This is a genomic window from Nocardia sp. NPDC004711, assembly GCF_053601595.1.
In genome coordinates, this window is the sequence record NZ_JBSGCB010000002.1 from 200046 (window position 1) to 217204 (window position 17159).

15 protein-coding genes are annotated in these 17159 nt (G+C 70.5%); 4 read left to right on the top strand and 11 right to left on the bottom strand.

Annotated elements, in window-relative coordinates; translation table 11 throughout:
- Positions 1-164: 164 nt before the first annotated feature.
- The 3 genes from ACWEKS_RS02480 to ACWEKS_RS02490 are packed head-to-tail and all read right to left on the bottom strand — an operon-like array spanning position 165 to position 2509.
- On the bottom strand, positions 165-1163 hold the full coding sequence (locus ACWEKS_RS02480; RefSeq protein ID WP_452338440.1) for a sucrase ferredoxin: 999 nt from the start codon (positions 1161-1163) through the stop codon (positions 165-167).
- Positions 1160-1720, bottom strand: coding sequence for a YdeI/OmpD-associated family protein (locus ACWEKS_RS02485; RefSeq protein WP_452338441.1), 561 nt, complete (start codon positions 1718-1720; stop codon positions 1160-1162). Before ACWEKS_RS02485 ends, ACWEKS_RS02480 begins: the two co-directional genes overlap by 4 nt.
- Before the next feature lie 24 nt (positions 1721-1744).
- A complete protein-coding gene (locus ACWEKS_RS02490; protein ID WP_452338442.1) occupies positions 1745-2509 on the bottom strand; it encodes an alpha/beta fold hydrolase in 765 nt (254 codons plus the stop codon).
- A 243-nt stretch (positions 2510-2752) separates the two neighbouring features.
- Here ACWEKS_RS02490 and ACWEKS_RS02495 point away from each other — a divergent pair, with 243 nt between their 5' ends.
- The gene (locus tag ACWEKS_RS02495; RefSeq protein ID WP_452338443.1) at positions 2753-4330 is read left to right on the top strand and encodes an ArnT family glycosyltransferase; all 1578 of its coding nucleotides are present in this window, start codon (positions 2753-2755) and stop codon (positions 4328-4330) included.
- A 7-nt stretch (positions 4331-4337) separates the two neighbouring features.
- Here the strand turns inward: ACWEKS_RS02495 and ACWEKS_RS02500 are convergent, their stop codons facing one another.
- From ACWEKS_RS02500 to ACWEKS_RS02510, 3 genes are all read right to left on the bottom strand, one after another.
- Positions 4338-5975 carry a DNA polymerase Y family protein gene (locus tag ACWEKS_RS02500; protein WP_452338444.1) on the bottom strand — a complete coding sequence of 546 codons (1638 nt, stop codon included), beginning with the start codon at positions 5973-5975 and terminating at the stop codon, positions 4338-4340.
- 178 nt (positions 5976-6153) lie between these two features.
- Complete coding sequence (locus ACWEKS_RS02505) at positions 6154-6906, bottom strand: hypothetical protein (RefSeq protein ID WP_379394770.1); 753 nt, start codon at positions 6904-6906, stop codon at positions 6154-6156.
- 448 nt (positions 6907-7354) lie between these two features.
- The gene (locus ACWEKS_RS02510) at positions 7355-8338 is read right to left on the bottom strand and encodes an SDR family NAD(P)-dependent oxidoreductase (RefSeq protein WP_452338445.1); all 984 of its coding nucleotides are present in this window, start codon (positions 8336-8338) and stop codon (positions 7355-7357) included.
- Between the two features lie 181 nt (positions 8339-8519).
- Here ACWEKS_RS02510 and ACWEKS_RS02515 point away from each other — a divergent pair, with 181 nt between their 5' ends.
- Entirely contained in the window at positions 8520-11876 is a 3357-nt protein-coding gene (locus ACWEKS_RS02515; protein WP_452338446.1) for an error-prone DNA polymerase, read from the top strand.
- Positions 11877-11981: 105 nt separating this feature from the next.
- On the opposite strand, the gene ACWEKS_RS02520 is transcribed toward ACWEKS_RS02515, so the two are convergent.
- On the bottom strand, positions 11982-12971 hold the full coding sequence (locus tag ACWEKS_RS02520; RefSeq protein WP_452338447.1) for a hypothetical protein: 990 nt from the start codon (positions 12969-12971) through the stop codon (positions 11982-11984).
- Between the two features lie 140 nt (positions 12972-13111).
- Between ACWEKS_RS02520 and ACWEKS_RS02525 the strand changes: the two genes are divergently transcribed.
- Positions 13112-13372: a DUF167 domain-containing protein gene (locus tag ACWEKS_RS02525; protein ID WP_379381855.1), complete on the top strand. Its 261-nt coding sequence runs from the start codon at positions 13112-13114 to the stop codon at positions 13370-13372.
- Between the two features lie 10 nt (positions 13373-13382).
- On the opposite strand, the gene ACWEKS_RS02530 is transcribed toward ACWEKS_RS02525, so the two are convergent.
- Positions 13383-13847, bottom strand: a complete 465-nt coding sequence (locus ACWEKS_RS02530) for a tRNA (cytidine(34)-2'-O)-methyltransferase (protein WP_379381857.1) — start codon at positions 13845-13847, stop codon at positions 13383-13385.
- 38 nt (positions 13848-13885) lie between these two features.
- On the opposite strand from ACWEKS_RS02530, the gene ACWEKS_RS02535 reads away from it, so the two are divergent.
- The gene (locus ACWEKS_RS02535; RefSeq protein ID WP_379394784.1) at positions 13886-14203 is read left to right on the top strand and encodes a DUF3017 domain-containing protein; all 318 of its coding nucleotides are present in this window, start codon (positions 13886-13888) and stop codon (positions 14201-14203) included.
- An 88-nt stretch (positions 14204-14291) separates the two neighbouring features.
- Here ACWEKS_RS02535 and ACWEKS_RS02540 read toward each other — a convergent pair whose 3' ends face one another.
- The 3 genes from ACWEKS_RS02540 to ACWEKS_RS02550 all read right to left on the bottom strand — a co-directional run bounded on the left by ACWEKS_RS02540 (position 14292) and on the right by ACWEKS_RS02550 (position 17142).
- Positions 14292-14453, bottom strand: coding sequence for a hypothetical protein (locus ACWEKS_RS02540; RefSeq protein WP_167659831.1), 162 nt, complete (start codon positions 14451-14453; stop codon positions 14292-14294).
- Between the two features lie 179 nt (positions 14454-14632).
- Positions 14633-15751 carry a homoserine O-acetyltransferase MetX gene (metX, locus tag ACWEKS_RS02545; protein ID WP_452338529.1) on the bottom strand — a complete coding sequence of 373 codons (1119 nt, stop codon included), beginning with the start codon at positions 15749-15751 and terminating at the stop codon, positions 14633-14635.
- 41 nt (positions 15752-15792) lie between these two features.
- Positions 15793-17142, bottom strand: coding sequence for a bifunctional o-acetylhomoserine/o-acetylserine sulfhydrylase (locus tag ACWEKS_RS02550; protein ID WP_452338448.1), 1350 nt, complete (start codon positions 17140-17142; stop codon positions 15793-15795).
- Between the last annotated feature and the right edge of the window lie 17 nt (positions 17143-17159).

The following is a 17159-nucleotide window of genomic DNA, read 5'->3' on the forward strand; positions in this document are numbered from 1 at the left end:
CGCGCGGACCCGCCTCTTATCACAATGTGCAGTGAAGGGGCCCGCCCCTATTTTTCGGGGGTTTCTTTTTGTGGCCTTGGACTCGATGACTCGTCATATTCGTGAACATGTCGCACGCTACTGAGCGAACTCTAATTCCGAACCTGTAATTCGCCGGCCGGCCGTCACGCGAATTGCCTTATATGGTCGACCTCTACTGCGGTGGCGGGTTTCGGGGCGGCGCCGCAGCTGGCCTGGCGAGGCGAGTAGGCGAGGGTGCGGGTGGTGACCAGCCAGCTGCGCCCATCGCGATGGGTGACCCGGGCCGCGCCCGCGAAAGTGGCCGGGTCGGTCGCGTATTCGGTGTCGCCCGGGGCCGGTTCGACGGTGAGGTCGTCGATGCCCGCGGTCGGATCGGCGTCCCCGGGGACCGTGGTCGCCAGCCCGCTGTCGTCGAGGAGCGGGGTGGTCAGGGTGTAGGAGGCATCCGCGATGCGCTGGCGGACCGCGACTTCCGCGACCTGCTCGACCGGGGTGTAGCAGCTGCGGCCGCGCAACCCGGTGAGCGAGACCTCGCCCTTGTCGGCGGCGGCGAGCATGGCGTGGGCCGAATCCTCGTCCAGGCGGCCGTAAGTGAGCCCGGTGGGGAGGACGATGACGGCGGGGGCGAAGCGGTGGCCGCCGGTGTGCGAGCACTCCCACACCCGGTCGGGGTGGGCGGCGGACAGGCTCGCGGCGATGGGGCGGCCCAGCAGCGCGCAGCACTGATCGCGTTTGCCGTGCGCGCAGACCAGGACCAGCGGATCCGTCACGGCCGCACCGATTCCCGGGGCCGGGCCGTTGAGCAGGTGCAGGTCCAGATCCAGCAGCTCACGCAGGTCACTGATCTCGAGGCGCTCGCACCAGGATCCCTCCGGCCGCGAACTGGCGAGCAGAACCGTTCGCACACCCGTGAATTCCTGGCGCCCGGGCCGCCGGATCAGGGTCGGCCGGACGTGCGCCGCCTTGGTGCGCGCCGCCAGTTCGGGCGTGATGTCGGGCCCGAGCACCTCGTCGCCGATCACATCGCGACCCCACGCCCCGGGCTGCTCGACGCACAGCCAGCCGGTGATGCGGGTCGCGCTCCCGGGTAGCGGGACCTCCAGCGCCGCAGCCGAACACGACAATCCCTCGAACCCCGTCACAATGGCTTCCCGTCGATCAGCTTCCGGATCACCTGCGCCAGCCGCCGCGCTCGCGCCTCCGGCCGCACCGCGCTGCCCAGGTGGTAGCCGACCGCGATGCGCGACTGCGTGGGCAGCGTTTCGAAGAAGGTCGCCGCCTCCGGATGCCGGGCCAGCGCCGCGAGGAAATCCTCCGGCAGATCCCGGCCGACGGCATTGTTCCAGCGGCCGTCCGCCCTGGCCCGGTCCACCTCGGCCTGCCCGGCCGGATGCATGAGCCCGGTCGCGATCAGTTCGTCCACCAGCCCGACATCGCGCTGCGACCACTGGCTGCGCGGGCGGCGCGGCGTGAAACCCATGACGAAGAAGTCCTCGTCGAGCTTCTTGGACTGCCCGTCGATCCAGCCGAAGCGCAGGGCCTGCCGCAGCGCGCCGTCATAGTCCAGCGAGGCGTACCCGGAGCCCTTCTTCGCGAACTTCAGCCAAATGCCGTCCACCGCTGCGTGATTGGCCGACAGCCAGTCCTGGAACGACTGCTCGTCGGGAAACCACAGCGTGGGACGCTCGGATGCGGACACCGTTCAACTGTAGATTCCGGCAGCTCAGTGCCCCAGAAAGGGGAGCACTTCGGCCTCGAACCGGTGGTAGCGGTCGCGGTGGATGCTGTGCCCGCACCCGAAGGTGCGAATCGTGCAATCGGGCAGGCTCGCGCGCACCTGCTCGAGCTTGTCCGGGTCCACCATGCCGCCGGGTCCGCCGCGCAGGAACAGCGTGGGCGCGGTGATGTCGGACAGCCCCTCCCACCACTCCGGATAGGGCTTGCGGAACTGCTCGAGCGCCACCCCGGTCATGGAGCGATCGAAGGCCAGCACCGCCCGCGGATGCCGGATGATGCTGGTGGTGGCGTGCCACAGTTCCGGGATCGACGGCAGCCTGCGCGTGAACCGCATCTGCTCGCCGCCGGAGCGCAGCGGCAGCGGCTGTTCCTCGATCACCAAGCGCCGCACCAGGTCCGGGCGTTCCATTGCCAGCCACGAGATGGCGTATCCACCGAGCGAGTGGCCGACCAGATCCACCGTTTCCAGTCCGAGCCGATCGCACAGCCGCAGCAGGTCGGCCCCGAATTCCGGGAATCGGTAGGAGGCGGTGTGGGCGCTGCGTCCGTGCCCGCGCAGGTCGGGGATGATCACCCGGCGTCCGCGCCGCACCAGCTGGGTGGCGAATCGATCCCAGGTGTGCCCGTCCCCGCCCATGCCGTGCACCAGCACCACGGGGGTGTCGCTGTAGAGATGCCCGCCCGTCGCGCCGGAATCCCGGTAGGCGATCCGGACGTCTTCGAACTCGACCCGGGTGACCGCTGACTCCACGATGGTCCAGAGTACGGATAGGGGTCCGGGCGGCGCCCCAGTTTGTGTGCAGCGCCATATCGATTTACCGATTCGGTTGCCTATTCATTCGGATGGCGAATGATGGCGAAACCCTGCACATCCTGGCGTGATATCCGCTTGCTACGGCATGTGAAATAGATCACTTTCACATTGTCGATAATCGGTCAACCGTGACGGTAGCGTCATTGCCCGATTCACCAATAGCTTTTCTGCCGGGGAAATATGGTTCTCAATGCTGCCGCCCCCGCGGTCGATCTCCAGGATCTCCAGGAACCGAGCCCGCCGCGGCCCACCTTCGCTACGGCGTGGGTCCTTCTACTAGCCGTACTCAGCGGGGCCTTTCTCGCCGTCCCCACGCTGCGCTACGACTTCTTCGGCGACGAACTGTATTTCGTCGCCGCGGGCGCGCACCGCAGTATCACCTACGCCGACCAAGGCGTGCTCATACCGCTGATGGCCCACCTGGCCGACGCCGTGGCGCCCGGCTCGGCGCCCGTGTTGCGATTGCCGGCGGTCCTGATGACCGCGGCCGCGGTCGTGATCAGTGCCGCGGTCGCCTACGAACTGGGCGGCTCGCGCACCGCGCAACTGCTCGCGGCCGCCGCCTACGGGGTCTCGCCACTCGCCGCGACCCAGGCCGTCCAGCTGAGCACCTTCTCCTTCGACGCCACCCTGCAGGCCGCCGTCATCTGGCTGCTGATCCGCTGGATCCGCACCCGCGACGACCGGCTGCTCGTCGCGCTCGGCCTCGTCGCCGCCATCGATCTGCAGGTCAAATGGTTCATTCCCACGATCCTGCTCTGCCTGGGCGCGGGCGTGCTCGTCGCGGGACCGCGGCAGCTGCTGTGGCGGCCCGCGCTGTGGCAGGGCGCGGCGATCTTCGCGGTCTCCGCGGTGCCCGGTCTGTGGTGGCAGCACACGCACGGCTGGCCGGCGCTGGCCATGAGCAAGGTGATCGGCGCCGAGCAGGACGCGGCCGGCGGCGGGCCGCTCGCGTGTATGCCGCAGATGATCGGACTGACCGGCTTGCTGGGCGGGCTGCTCGTCGGCTGGGCTTTCTGGTGCCTGGCCCGGCAACGCTGGCTGCGGCCCTACCTCTTCATGCTCGTCGCCTCGGCGCTGCTGGTGCTCGTTGTCCTCGTCGGGCACGGACGGCCTTACTACACAGCGGGATTCCTGCCCGTGCTGTTCGGCATCGGCGCGGCCTCGCTGCCCTACTCGGTGAACGACCGCGGCGGCCGCTTGCTGCGAGTCGTCGCGCCGCCGATCGTGGTGCTGTCGCTGGCCATCATCGCCGCGCTCGTGGTCACCCTGCCGCAGCCGCCCTCCCGTGTGCACGGCGCCATCCGGAACCAGGCCGACTTCGCCATGCGGACCAGCATTTTCGGCTCCTCGGGATGGTCCGATCTGACCGCGAAGGTCGCCGACGCCTACCGGCAGCTCCCGGAGGCGGAACGCCCGAAAGCGATCATCGCCCAGAACTATTGGCAGGCGGCCGCGATCCAGAACTTCGGGCGCGACTACGACCTGCCGCCCGTCTACAGCCCCAACCGCGGCTTCGGCTACTTCGGCCCGCCGCCGTCGGACACCGACGCCATCCTCTACGTCGGCCTCGACAGCGCCGAACCCACCCTGCGGCGGCAGTTCGGCGAGGTGACAGTCCGTGCGCACCTGAACATCCCGAACGGATTCCCCGGCGTGAACACCGATATCGCCATCGCGGTCTGCCGCGAACCCGTGCATCCCTGGGCCGAACTCTGGCCCGCCATGATGGATCTGCGCCTGCCGCTGGGCATTTGAGCGGCGCCTACTCGTAGAGCCCCTCCACATGCCAGGCGCTGTTGTAGCCGAGCAGGAGCAGCGCGCGCAGGCGGGTGGCGTCCTCGGCGTCCAGCTGCACCTGGGCGCGGGCGGCGAAGCCGTGCTCGAAACGGTGTGTCCACCAGCGATCGTCGACCGGCCAGGGTCCGGCCCAGCCGGTCAGCCGCCAGGAGCTGCTGCCCCAGTGCAGGTGGGCGGGATCGGCGGTGAACAGGCCGCGCTCGGTGACCCAGATCGGGGAACCGTCGGCAGCCTCCAGGCGCACCTCCGGATGATGGGTGAGCACCAGTGCCGGAGCGGGCTCGGGAAGCCGGCCGGGCCAGGGCTGGGCCGGATCGGTCGCGGGGACCGGCTCGTCACCGAGGGTGACCATGGTGATGCGCTCCCCCGGGCCGCGACCGCCGCTGAGCACACCCATGCGCACGGCGTCACCGCCCAGCAGGCTCTGCACCCGGATCAGCGCGCGGCGTGCCCGCTCCTCGTCCTCGCCGACCCCACCCCACAGACCGAGCTGCAGGGCGCCGGCCGACACCACCTCGACGGGTTCCAGGCGCAGGAGGGTGACGGCCGCGTTCGGGCCGGCATCCCAGTCGTCGTGTGCCTCCGGCGAATCGGGAGCAGCGGCGCGGGTCCGGCCGCGATCGAGGGCGCGGCGGGTGAGCCAGCCGTCGAGCTGCCAGCGAATGCGGTCGGCGGTGCTGTCCGGGGTGAGCGGTTCGGCGCAGCGCCAGATGCGGGAGAACTCCTCGCCCGCTTCGGTTTCGGCGTGGATGACCAGGCGGGTGCAGGCCACGGCGGCGGCGGACAGCTTGGTGTGCAGCTCGGTGGCGAGCAGGCGGCCCGCGAAGGCGGCCATGTCGACGCGGTCGATCGGGGGATCGCAGCGGTGCTCCACGGTCAGGTCGGCGGCGGGCAGGCGAGCGGCGGGCGGGCGCTCCGGGACCGCGCGGGCGCAGCGGTGCGCGATGATCGCGTCCGCGCCGAACCGCGACGCCACCTCGGCGGGGGTGAGGGCCGCGAAGTCGCCGATGCGGCGCAGGCCCAGCCGGTGCAGCAGATCCACCAGTTCGACGCGCTGCGGCGCGGCCAGCACCGGTTCCACCGCTAGCTCCGAAACCGGCATGGGCGCAAGGAATTCCGCGCCTCGGCCGGACGGGACCAGGGTGGCGCGGCGGGCGGCGAAGACCGCGGTGGACAGCTCGTCGGCAATGCCGATCTGGCATTCCACGCCGACCGCCGCCACGGCGTCCACCAGGCGCTCGGCGGCGGCCTCCTCGGAGCCGAAGAACCGCGCCGCGCCGCGCGCCGAGAGCGCCAGCATGCCCGGGCGCAGCACCTCCACGCCCGGCACGGTCGCGTCCACGGCCGCCACCACGGGTTCGAACAGACGGGCGTCGCGATCCGGATCGTCCTGTGCCACCAGCAGATCCGGGCAGCGGCCCTGAGCCTCCCGCTTCCGCAGACCCCGGCGGATCCCTTCCGCCCGTGCCACCGCCGTACAGGCCACCACCCGGTTGGCCGCGAGCACCGCCACCGCGCGAGTGGCCTCCGCGCCCGCCTCGGCGGCCGCCGCCACCGCGGGCCAATCCGGGCACCACACCACGAGCACCCGCCGCGCCTTCACGACCGGCCTGCTCTCGCGGCACTACCGCAGCGGTCGGCAGCCGGACGACAATCGCGGCGGTCAGCCCGCGACATGACGCCCGCCCACACCAGGGGGCACCCGGAAGGCGCGGGAAATCCGCTGCGCCGCAGGCGCTATCGCCTGGCCTGAGGTGGTCGGGGCGGCGGTCGGCAATCGGTCAGGACGCGGCATGACGCGCCGGGCGCAGTGGTTCGGGAGCGGCGGCGGGCCGGGCGGGGCCGGGGGTGGCGACCCATTCGACGCGGCCGTCGGCGGGGCTGAGGGCCAGGTGGCCGGAGCGGGGTTGGGCGGAGCGGCCGCGGACGGAGACGTCGAGGCGGACGGTGCGCAGGCGGCCGCAGCCGCGGCCCAGGCCGCTGTATCCGGCGACCCGGGTGTCGATGTGCAGGGCGGAACCGGACCAGGAACCGTTGGTCACCATCAGGGTGGAGTTCTTGCTGCGGGCGCGGGCGGCGAGGATACGGGCGCGGGACATGGGGACGGCGAGACCGTTCAGCCCGAGCACCACCAGGTCCAGGCCATCCAGCAATACGGAGGCAACTTCGAGCGGGTCGGGTCCTGGATCGGAGACCACCGCCAGCCGGTCGAGCCGGGCCCCCATCTCCGCGGCGGCCAGCAACCCCAGCCGCGGCAGCCCGACCACCGCGGCATGCCCCCCGGAGCCCGTCACCGCGGCCAGCAGCCCCGAGATCAGCGACCCCGCGCCGTTGTAGACGACCACCGACCCCTTGGCCAATCCGCCATCGGGTAAAAGGTTTTCGAGCGCCCCCGGCACCGGCAAGGACTCCCGTCGCGGCTCCTCGGACACGGGCACATGGGCCGCCACCTCGGCCCCGCGCGCGGGCACGGCGGCCATCCGCCGCCGCAACTCGGCCAACTGCGCCCGCCTGGCCTCCGCAGCCGCACCCATCCAGTGACCACCTCTCCCAGTCGACGGGACCCAACCCTCGGCAACGCAAGCCAGCACCGAGCCAGCTACCTAACATAATCGAAAGTTTGTTCGATCAATGCACAGTAGAACTCGAATCCCAGGACGCGTCAAGAGGCGTGTGATCAAGCGTCGTATCCGTCACGCTGCCCGAGCGTCAGGAGTACCGCCGCGACCGGCGTCACGCGAGGTGGTTGCGGAGCCGGGCGGTCATGAGGGGGAGGACCTCGGGAAGCTTGGAGGCGGCGACGTGACCGGTGCCTGGAATTCGCCGTGCCGGGTTATTTCGATGCTGGTGCCTGCCGGAGCTTCGGCCTTCGGCGCACCCGCGGCTGCTCGAGGCCGACAACATCAGGTGGGCAACGCTTTTCCCGCGTGACACCCACCCGGGTGCGGCCCTGAGCAGGGCGGTTCCCGGGTCAGCGGGTGGTCACCAGTAGGTGCCCGGGACCAGCCGGGCCGCGCGGCGCAGGGCGGTTCCGGTGACGCGGACCGCGGGCGGGACGGTGCGGCGGCGTTGCGGGACAACGATGTCCACGTCGGCCGTCTCCGATTCGGGCACCGCCTCGCCCTTGGCGGCGGGGGAGTCGGGGATGGCGCGGTAGTAGCGGTGCAGGACCCGCTCCTTGATGCCGGGCGCGAACATGGAGCCGTACTCGGCCAGGGTGCCGAGCGGCACGTCGATGCGGCGGGGGCGCTCGGTGAGGGCCCGCACGATGAGCGCCGCCGCCCACTCCGGGGATTGGGTGCCGGTGCCCTGGTCGCCGCTCGGGGTGATCATGGGGGTGCGGACCAGCGGCATGTGGATGGTGGTGAAAGTGATGTTGCTGGAACGCATTTCGGCCGCGGTCACCTCGGCGAACTTATCCAGGGCGGCCTTGCTGGCCAGGTAGGCGGCGAAGCGCGGGGTGGCGACCTGGACACCGGCGCTGGAGATGTTCACGATGTGACCGTCGTGGCGCTCCCGCATGCCGGGCAGCAGGCCCAGGGTCATGCGCACCGCGCCGAAGTAGTTGACGGCCATGGTGCGCTCGAAGTCGTGCATGCGGTCGGTGGAGCGGTGCACGGCACGGCGGATGGAGCGGCCGGCATTGTTGACCAGCATGTCGACGTGCCCGTGGGTGTCGAGTACGGCCTGCAGGGTCCGGTCGACCGAGTCCTGGTCGGTGACATCGCACGGGTAGCCGAACGCGGCGCCGCCCGCGGCGGTGATCTCGTCCACCACGGTGGACAGCTCATCGGCGCGGCGGGCCAGCAGGATGACGACCGCGCCCTTCTCGGCGACGGCGAGCGCGGCCGAGCGGCCGATGCCGGAGGATGCGCCGGTGATGACGACGTGCTTGCCGGCCAGATCGCGGCGGGCGCGCCGTCGGGCCAGGTAACCGGTGCCGTTGTCGCCCGGGGTTTCAGTCATCGCTGCTCCCTTGCAGGTGGAATTGCCTGTAACTTACTCCAAAGTAAGTTAACGCGCCACGGTGTGGTTGCCCACCCCCGAATCGGCCTCCGGGGATTTGGTGCGTGCCGCTGTAGAGACCAATCGGTTTCGAATGTATGTTCGATACTCGAGACCGGTCGGATTGCGGAGGAGGTGCGTCATGGGCTGGCACAACGGCCCGCCTTCGTGGGCGGAGATGGAACGGGTGCTGTCCGGACGGCCCGATCCCGCGCGCAGGCCGGTCGACGGCGACGGCGGCGACAGCCCGGCCTGGTCGCGGAAGCGGGAGAAGTACGAGGCCGGAGAACTCGGGCGGGTCGCGCGATCGGCGGTGCCGTACGCCGAGCTGCACACGCACTCGGCCTACAGCTTCCTCGACGGCGCCAGCCAGCCCGAAGAACTCGTGGAGGAAGCCGTGCGACTGGGCCTGGAGGCCCTCGCGCTGACCGACCACGACGGGTTCTACGGCGTGGTGCGGTTCGCGGAGGCGGCGCGGGAATGGCGGATGCCGACCATCTTCGGCGCCGAGCTGTCCATCGGCACCGCGGCCCGCGCCGGTGCGCACCTGGCGCCCCGCGGGCGGCGGCGCGGTCGCGAATCCGAGTCGGACGCACTGAATTCCGAGCCGCGCACCGGCACACCCGACCCGGCCGGACCGCACCTGCTGGTGCTGGCGCGCGGGCAGGAGGGGTACCGGCGGCTGTCGCGGGAGATGGCCGCCGCGCACATGGCGGCGGGGGAGAAGGGCATCCTGCGCTACGACCTGGAACGGCTCACCGCCGCGGCGGGCGGGCACTGGCACATTCTCACCGGCTGCCGCAAAGGGACTGTGCGACAGGCGCTTCGGCAGGGCGACGCGGCGGCCGAGGCGGCGCTGCGCGATCTGATCGAACGGTTCGGGCGCGAGCACGTGAGCGTGGAGCTCACCCACCACGGCATCCCCGAGGACGATGAGCGCAATGCCCGGCTCATCGCCCTCGCCGACCGGGTCGGGCTGCCCGTACTCGCCACCACCGGAGCGCATTTCGCGGCCCCGCCGCACCGGCGCCGAGCCATGGCGCTGGCCGCAATCCGGGCCCGCTCCAGCCTCGACGACATGGCCGGCTGGCTGGCCCCCACCGGCGGCGCGCACCTGCGCTCCGGCGACGAGATGGCGCGGCTGTTCGCCGCCTGCCCCGAGGCGGTGGCGAATGCCGTTGCGCTGGGCCGGGACTGCGCGTTCGACCTGCGGCTGATCGCGCCCCGACTGCCGCCCTTCGACGTGCCGGACGGCCACGACGAGAACTCGTGGCTGCGCGAGCTCACCCTCCGCGGCGCGGCCCGCCGCTACGGGCCCCGGGCCGGGAGCCCGGACGCCTATCGGCAGCTGGAACACGAACTGGACGTGATCGCCACCCTGAACTTCCCGGGCTACTTCCTGGTCGTGCACGACATCGTCAGCTTCTGCCGCGACAACGACATCCTCTGCCAGGGCCGGGGTTCCGCGGCCAATTCGGCGGTCTGCTACGCCATCGGCATCACCAATGTGGACCCGGTCGCCAACAAGCTGCTGTTCGAACGGTTCCTGTCGCCGGAGCGGGACGGGCCGCCCGACATCGACGTGGACATCGAATCGGATCGGCGCGAGGAGGCCATCCAGCACGTCTACGCCAAGTACGGGCGCGAATACGCGGCGCAGGTGGCCAATGTGATCACCTATCGCGGGCGCTCCGCGGTGCGGGATGCCGCACGCGCCCTGGGCTTTTCGACCGGACAGCAGGACGCCTGGAGCAAACAGGTGAGCCGCTGGACGGGCGTGGCGGAAGAGCAGCACACCGACATCCCCGGCGACGTCCTCGCGCTGGCCGGTGAATTGGAGGGTCTGCCAAGGCATTTGGGCATCCACTCCGGCGGAATGGTGATCTGCGACCGGCCCATCGCCGACGTGTGCCCGACCGAATGGGCGCGCATGGCCGATCGCAGTGTGCTGCAGTGGGACAAGGACGACTGCGCGTCGGCGGGACTGGTCAAGTTCGACCTGCTCGGGCTGGGCATGCTGTCGGCGTTGCACTACATGATCGACCTGGTGGCCGAGCACAAGGGGCACACCGTCGAACTGCATCGGCTGGACCTGGGCGAGGAAGCCGTCTACGACATGCTGTGCCGCGCCGACTCCGTCGGCGTCTTCCAGGTGGAGTCCCGCGCGCAGATGGCGACCCTGCCGCGCCTGAAGCCGCGGAACTTCTACGACCTGGTGGTGGAGGTGGCGCTCATCCGGCCGGGACCGATCCAGGGCGGGTCGGTGCACCCCTACATCCGTCGCCGCAATGGCAGGGAGAAGCCCGATTACGACCATCCGGCACTGGAGAACGCGCTGGAACGCACTCTCGGCGTCCCGCTGTTCCAGGAGCAGCTCATGCAGATGGCCGTGGACGTCGCCGGATTCACCGCCGCCGAGGCCGATCAGCTGCGCCGCGCCATGGGATCCAAGCGGTCACCGGAGAAGATGGAACGGCTGCGGGCCCGCTTCTATCAGGGCATGAAGGACCTGCACGGCATCACCGGCGAAGTGGCCGACCGCATCTACGAGAAGGTGTACGCCTTCGCGAATTTCGGTTTCCCGGAAAGCCATTCGCAGAGTTTCGCCTCACTGGTGTTCTACTCGGCGTGGTTCAAGCTGCATCACCCGGCCGCCTTCTGCGCGGGACTGCTGCGCGCCCAGCCGATGGGGTTCTACTCGCCGCAGTCGCTGGTCGCCGACGCGCGACGGCACGGGGTGGTGGTGCATGGGCCCGACATCAACCACAGCCTGGCCGAGGCGACCCTGGAGGCACAGGGCCTGGAGATCCGGCTGGGGCTGGCCGCGGTCCGGCACATCGGCACCGAGCTGGCCGAACAGATCGTGGCCGCCCGCGAGATCGGGCCCTACACCACGTTTCTCGACCTCACCGGGCGCGTGGAGCTGAGCGTGCCACAGGCCGAAGCGCTGGCCACCGCGGGCGCGCTGACCAGTCTCGGCGGCACCCGCCGCGAGGCGCTGTGGGCGGCGGGCGCGGCCGCCGGGGAACGGCCCGACCGGCTGCCCGGCACCGGCGCGGCCACCGCCGCACCCGCCCTGCCCGGGATGAGCGCGCTGGAGCTGGCCGCCGCCGACGTGTGGGCCACCGGCGTCTCGCCCGGCAGCTATCCGACCGAATTCCTGCGCGAGCGCCTCGACGCGCTCGGCGTCATCCCCGCCGCGCAGCTGCTCGACATTCGTGACGGCACCCGGGTTCTCGTCGGCGGCGCGGTCACCCACCGGCAGCGTCCGGCCACCGCGGGCGGGGTCACCTTCCTCAACCTGGAGGACGAGACCGGCATGGTGAACGTGGTCTGCTCGGTCGGCCTGTGGGCCCGCTACCGCCGCCTGGCCACCACCGCGCCCGCCCTGCTCATCCGCGGGCGGGTGCAGAACGCCGAGGGCGCGGTCACCATCGTCGCCGACCATCTGCAGCGCATGGACCTGCGCATCGAGGGCCGTTCCCGCGACTTCCGCTGAACGCGGCCGCCGGCACCATATTTCGGTTGTCGCATCGAACGGCGCGCCCGCGCTTCGGGTGAGAGGCAGCGCGCGCCAAGGGTTTTCGCCTGAATTGGCGAACGGCTAGAAGTCGCCGCCGCCGGAATCGCCGCCGCCGCCGAAGTCACCGCCGCCACCGGAGTCGCCGCCACCGAAATCGCTGCCGCCGCCGAAGTCGTAGTCGCCGCCGCCTCCGCCCCACTCCTGGGGGCCGGGGTCGTAACCGCCGTAGCCGCCGGATTCGGGGGGCGGGCCGTATTCCGGGCCGCGGTCGCGCTCGTGTTCGCCTTCCATCCGGCCCAGTTCGTAGCCGAGCAGGCCGCCGCCCAGGGCACCGCCGACCGCGCCGAGACCGGCCGCAGCACCGGGGCTCATACCGGGACGGCCACCGCCGTAGGGCGGCGCGGGCGGGCCGCCGTAGCCCGGGCCACCCGGGGCGTAGCCGCCGCCGAAACCACCGCCGCCGAACGGGGCGGGCGGCGGCGGGGTGCCGCGGCGACGGCGGAGGAACGCGACGACCGCCGCGACGATGCCGCCGATGACCAGGATCGGGCACAGCAGGCCCAGCCAGCCCCAGCCGCTGCTCTTGCTCTCGGGCTTGGCGGCGGGCTGGTGCGCGGGGGCCGGGTTGCCGGCCTTGACGCTGGTGGGCGCGGCCTGATCGGCGGCCGTCTTCAAGGCGCCCAGCGCCGCGATGGTCGCACCCGTGTAATCGCCGCTGCCGAGCGCGTTTCCGAAGGCGGTCCCCGCGGGCGTGGTGTCGCGGATGTGGGAATTCGCGCCGGTGCGGATGGTCAGCCACTTGGTCTTGGTATTGACGGCCAGCACCACGTCGGTCGGATTCTTGACGTGGGTCTGGGTCTCCGTGTCGAATTTGGCCCGATCGTCGGAGTACTTCTCGGTGGTGAAGATCTGTACCGGATCCGTCAGCTGCAGCGCGGCATTCGTCACCTTGGTGACATCGAGCACCTTGGAATCGTCGTGAACGGTGACCGGCCCGGCCGCGGCCGTACCCGTCGCCAGCAGGATCACCCCCGCCACCGCCGACAGCAGCAACAGCAAACGCTTGACCATCTGAACTTTCCTTCCCGGGCGACCTTCCTGCCGCCGCGGCATCGCCTGCGACACTACGACGTCCCCGCCTCGATCGCTGCCCTCGAGTCTGTGCGCTGTATCGCAGGCCCCGCCCGTTGACCCGGACCCCCTCCGCGACAATGGGGTCGGGCGCGGGAAGGGAGTGCGGCGTGTCGACAGTGGTCCGGGCGACCATCAAACCCGGCAGCAAGAAGGGGCCCCTGGTCGAGATCCTCGACGATGGCGCGCTGCAGCTGTACGTCCGCGCCCCGGCGGTGGAGGGCAAGGCCAACAAGGCAGCCATCGAGCTGCTGGCCGCCCACTACGGCGTCCCCAAATCCGCGGTCCGCCTGACCGGCGGCGCGACCTCCCGCTTCAAGCGCTTCGAAATCGACGACTGATCCCGGAGACTCAGACCGCGCCCGGAAAACCCAGCTGCCGCCAGGCCTCGTACACGGCGACGGCCGCGGCATTGGACAGATTCATCGAGCGCCGGCCCGGCAGCATCGGGATGCGCAGCTGCTCGGTGACGCGGGGATCGGCGAGCACCTCCTCGGGCAACCCGGTCGGCTCGGGCCCGAAGAGCAGCACATCGCCCGAGCGATAGGCGACATCGGTGCTGTGGGTGGTGGCCGTCGCGGTGAAGGCGAAGACCCGCTCGGGCCGAATGGCATCCCACGCGGCGGCGAGACTCTTGTGCACGGTGACGACGGCCAGGTCGTGGTAGTCCAACCCGGCCCGGCGTAGCTTCGGCTCGGATAGGTCGAAGCCGAGCGGTTCGATCAGGTGCAGTTCGCAGCCGGTGCCGGCCGCCAGCCGAATGGCATTGCCGGTATTCGGAGGGATGCGAGGTTCGAAGAACACGAGATGGAACACGGGCTCCAGCATCGCAGAGGGCCGGATAAGCTCGTCCGGTGACTCCAGCCCATGCCGCACCCGAGAGCCGTAGCAGTCGTGCGGGGGAGTTCGTCCGGGGCAATCTGCCCATACTGCTGGTAGCGGTGGTGCTGGTGGTGGCCGTGGTCTTCCTGGCCTGGGACCGCTGGCGGCGCGGCACCTTCTTCTTCGGCGGCGGGACGCTGCTGGCGGCGGCACTGCGGCTGATTCTGCCGACCGACCGGGCCGGTCTGCTCGCCGTGCGCAGCAAGGGTTTCGACGTCGCCTGGCTGACGGTGCTGGGCGGCGCGATCATCGCACTGGCCGCGACCATCAGCAGCCTCGGCGTCACCTAGACCGCGCCGAGGTCGGGGCCGCGACCGGAGTCGCGGCACTGAATGTTCGATCGGAGGGTGGCCGCGAACCCGCGGCGCTGGGGGATTGCTAGACCGAGGTTATGCGGCGGCCGAGTTCACGGCGCAACACTTCCTGGTCCGGGAGTCTGTGCAGGACACGGAGTATGGCCGGGCGAAGTTCACGCTGCTCGTCCTCGGAGAGCAGATCGACGAGATCGCGTAGATCCATGTCATCGAATGCGGCGGTCATGCCTGAATACATTACGGGTGCCGAGCCTTGCGCACACGTATTCCGGGCCGTCGGTTACGGAGGTGTCATGTGCGCGAAACCGGAAGCGCGTCACGGCAATTCGCGTGAAACGGACACGATACGCGAGGTAACGCGCCTCCGGTGAGGCAGCGGAGATGCAGCGGACGGGCAGCGTTGTTTCAGCGGTCCGACTCGCGCTGGGCGCGGGCCAGGTCCATCGTCTCCAGCATGAGCTTGCCGACCGCCTCGGTCTCGGTCAGGAACCCGTCGTGACCGTCCCGGGACCGGATGATCTCCAGCCCTTTGGAACCCGGCAGCAGATCGGCCAGCTCCTGCTGGGTACGCAGCGGATACAGTCGATCCGAGTCCACCCCGCCGACCACGCACGGCACCGGCGTGGACCCCAGCGCCGCCACGACACCGCCGCGGCCACGGCCCACGTCGTGGCGGTTCATAGCCTCGGTGAGCAGCACGTAGGTGGCCGGGTCGAACCGCGAGATCAGCTTGTCGGCCTGGTACTCCAGATAGCTCTCCACCGCGTAACGCCCACCCGCCCACGGGTCCTCGTCGCCCTGGGCATGGTTCTCGAAGCGGTGGTCGAGCTCGAACTCGGTGCGATAGGTCAGGTGCGCGATGCGCCGGGCGACGCCCATGCCGGTCATCGGGGCGCGCCCGGTGCCGTGGTAGTTGCCACCCTGCCAGTCCGGATCGGCCGTGATGGCCGCGATCTGGGTGGTCTGGGTGCCGATCTGGTCGGCGGTGCCGCGCGGGCCGACCGCCAGCACCAGGGCCGCCCCAACCCGTTCGGGCCGGGCGATCATCCATTCCAGCACCCGCATGCCGCCCATGGAGCCGCCCACCACGGCGGCCAGGCGGTCGATGCCGAGCAGGTCGAACAGCGTGATCTCGGCGGTCACCTGATCGCGGATGGAGATCTCGGGAAATCGTGCGCCCCAAGGCTTTCCGTCCGCCGCCAGCGAGGACGGCCCGGTGCTGCCCTTACATCCGCCGAGCACATTGGTGGCGATGACGCACCACTCGTGGGTGTCCACCGGCGCGCCGGGGCCCACGATGCCGTCCCACCAGCCGGCCTGGCCGTGGTGCACGTCGGCGGGGCCCACCACGTGCGAATCACCGGTCAGCGCGTGCTCCACGAGCACCACGTTGTCCGCGTTCGCCGATAGTTCGCCCCACCGCTGCACAGCCAGCGTGACATCGGGAATGACGGCTCCGGTCTCGAGCTCGACATCCCCGATGGCAATGCTGCCGAGCGTCCCGTCGGGCGGCGGCAGCAGCAGCTCCGCCGCGTGCCGGGACGTGTTCGATTCGATGTTCACGGTCAATTTGCCGCCGCCGTCAGTCCGGCGCGCAGATCCGCCAGGATGTCACCGATCCCCTCGATACCCACGGCCAGCCGGACCAGACCAGGTGTGACACCGGAAGCCAGTTGCTCGGCGGGCGTCAGCTGGGAATGCGTGGTGGAGGCCGGATGGATGACGAGCGAGCGCACGTCCCCGATGTTAGCGACATGGCTGTGCAGCACCAGCGCCTCCACGAACTTCTTGCCGGCGTCCACGCCGCCGGCCAGCTCGAAGGAGACGATGGCGCCGACACCCTTGGGCGCCAGCTGTTTGCCCCGCTCGAACCACGGGGAGCTGGGCAGTCCTGCGTAGTAGACCTTCTCGACGCCGGGCTGCTCGGTCAGGAACTCGGCCACGGCCTGGGCATTGGCCACGTGCCGTTCGACGCGCAGGCTCAGCGTCTCGATGCCCTGCGCGATGAGGAAGGCGTTGAACGGCGACACCGCCGCACCCAGATCGCGCAGCAACTGCACCCGCGCCTTGAGCGCGTAGGCCGGTGCGCCGAGATCGGCGAACACGGCGCCGTGGTAGCTGGGATCCGGGGTGGTGAAACCCGGGAAGCGGGACTCACCCGCCGCGTCCCGCACGGTCCAGTCGAAGTTGCCGCCGTCCACGATCACGCCCGCGACCGCGGAGCCGTGCCCGCCCAGGTATTTGGTGGCCGAGTGCACGACGATGTCCGCGCCCAGTCGCAGCGGCTGGATCAGGTACGGCGTGGCGACGGTGTTGTCCACGATCAGCGGCACGCCCGCCGCGTGCGCGACCTCGGCGATGCCGGGGATGTCGAGCACCGAGCTGCTCGGATTGGCGACGGTCTCGCCGTAGAACGCCTTGGTGTTGGGCCGCACGGCCGTGCGCCACTGCTCGAGATCGTCCGGATCCTCGACGAAGCTGACCTCGATGCCCAGCTTGGGCAGCGAGTAGTGCAGCAGGTTGTAGGTGCCGCCGTACAGGTGCGGGCTGGCCACGATGTGGTCGCCGGCCTGCGCCAGATTCAGGATCGCGTAGGTTTCCGCGGCCTGACCGGAGGCCAGCAGCAGCGCGGCCACACCGCCCTCGAGCGCGGCGATGCGCTGCTCCACCGCGTCCTGGGTGGGGTTCATGATGCGGGTGTAGATATTGCCCGGCTCGGCGAGCCCGAACAGCGCGGCGGCGTGATCGGTGTCGCGGAAGGCGTAGGAGGTGGTCTGGTAGATGGGCAGGGCGCGGGCTCCGGTGGCCGGATCGGGAGCCTGTCCGGCGTGAATCTGCTTGGTCTCGAAGGACCAGCCGGCCGGATCCAGGGTGCCGTCAGCCGAGACGGCCGCGGGCGCGGTCGAGTCACTCATGTGTTCTGCTCCAAAAA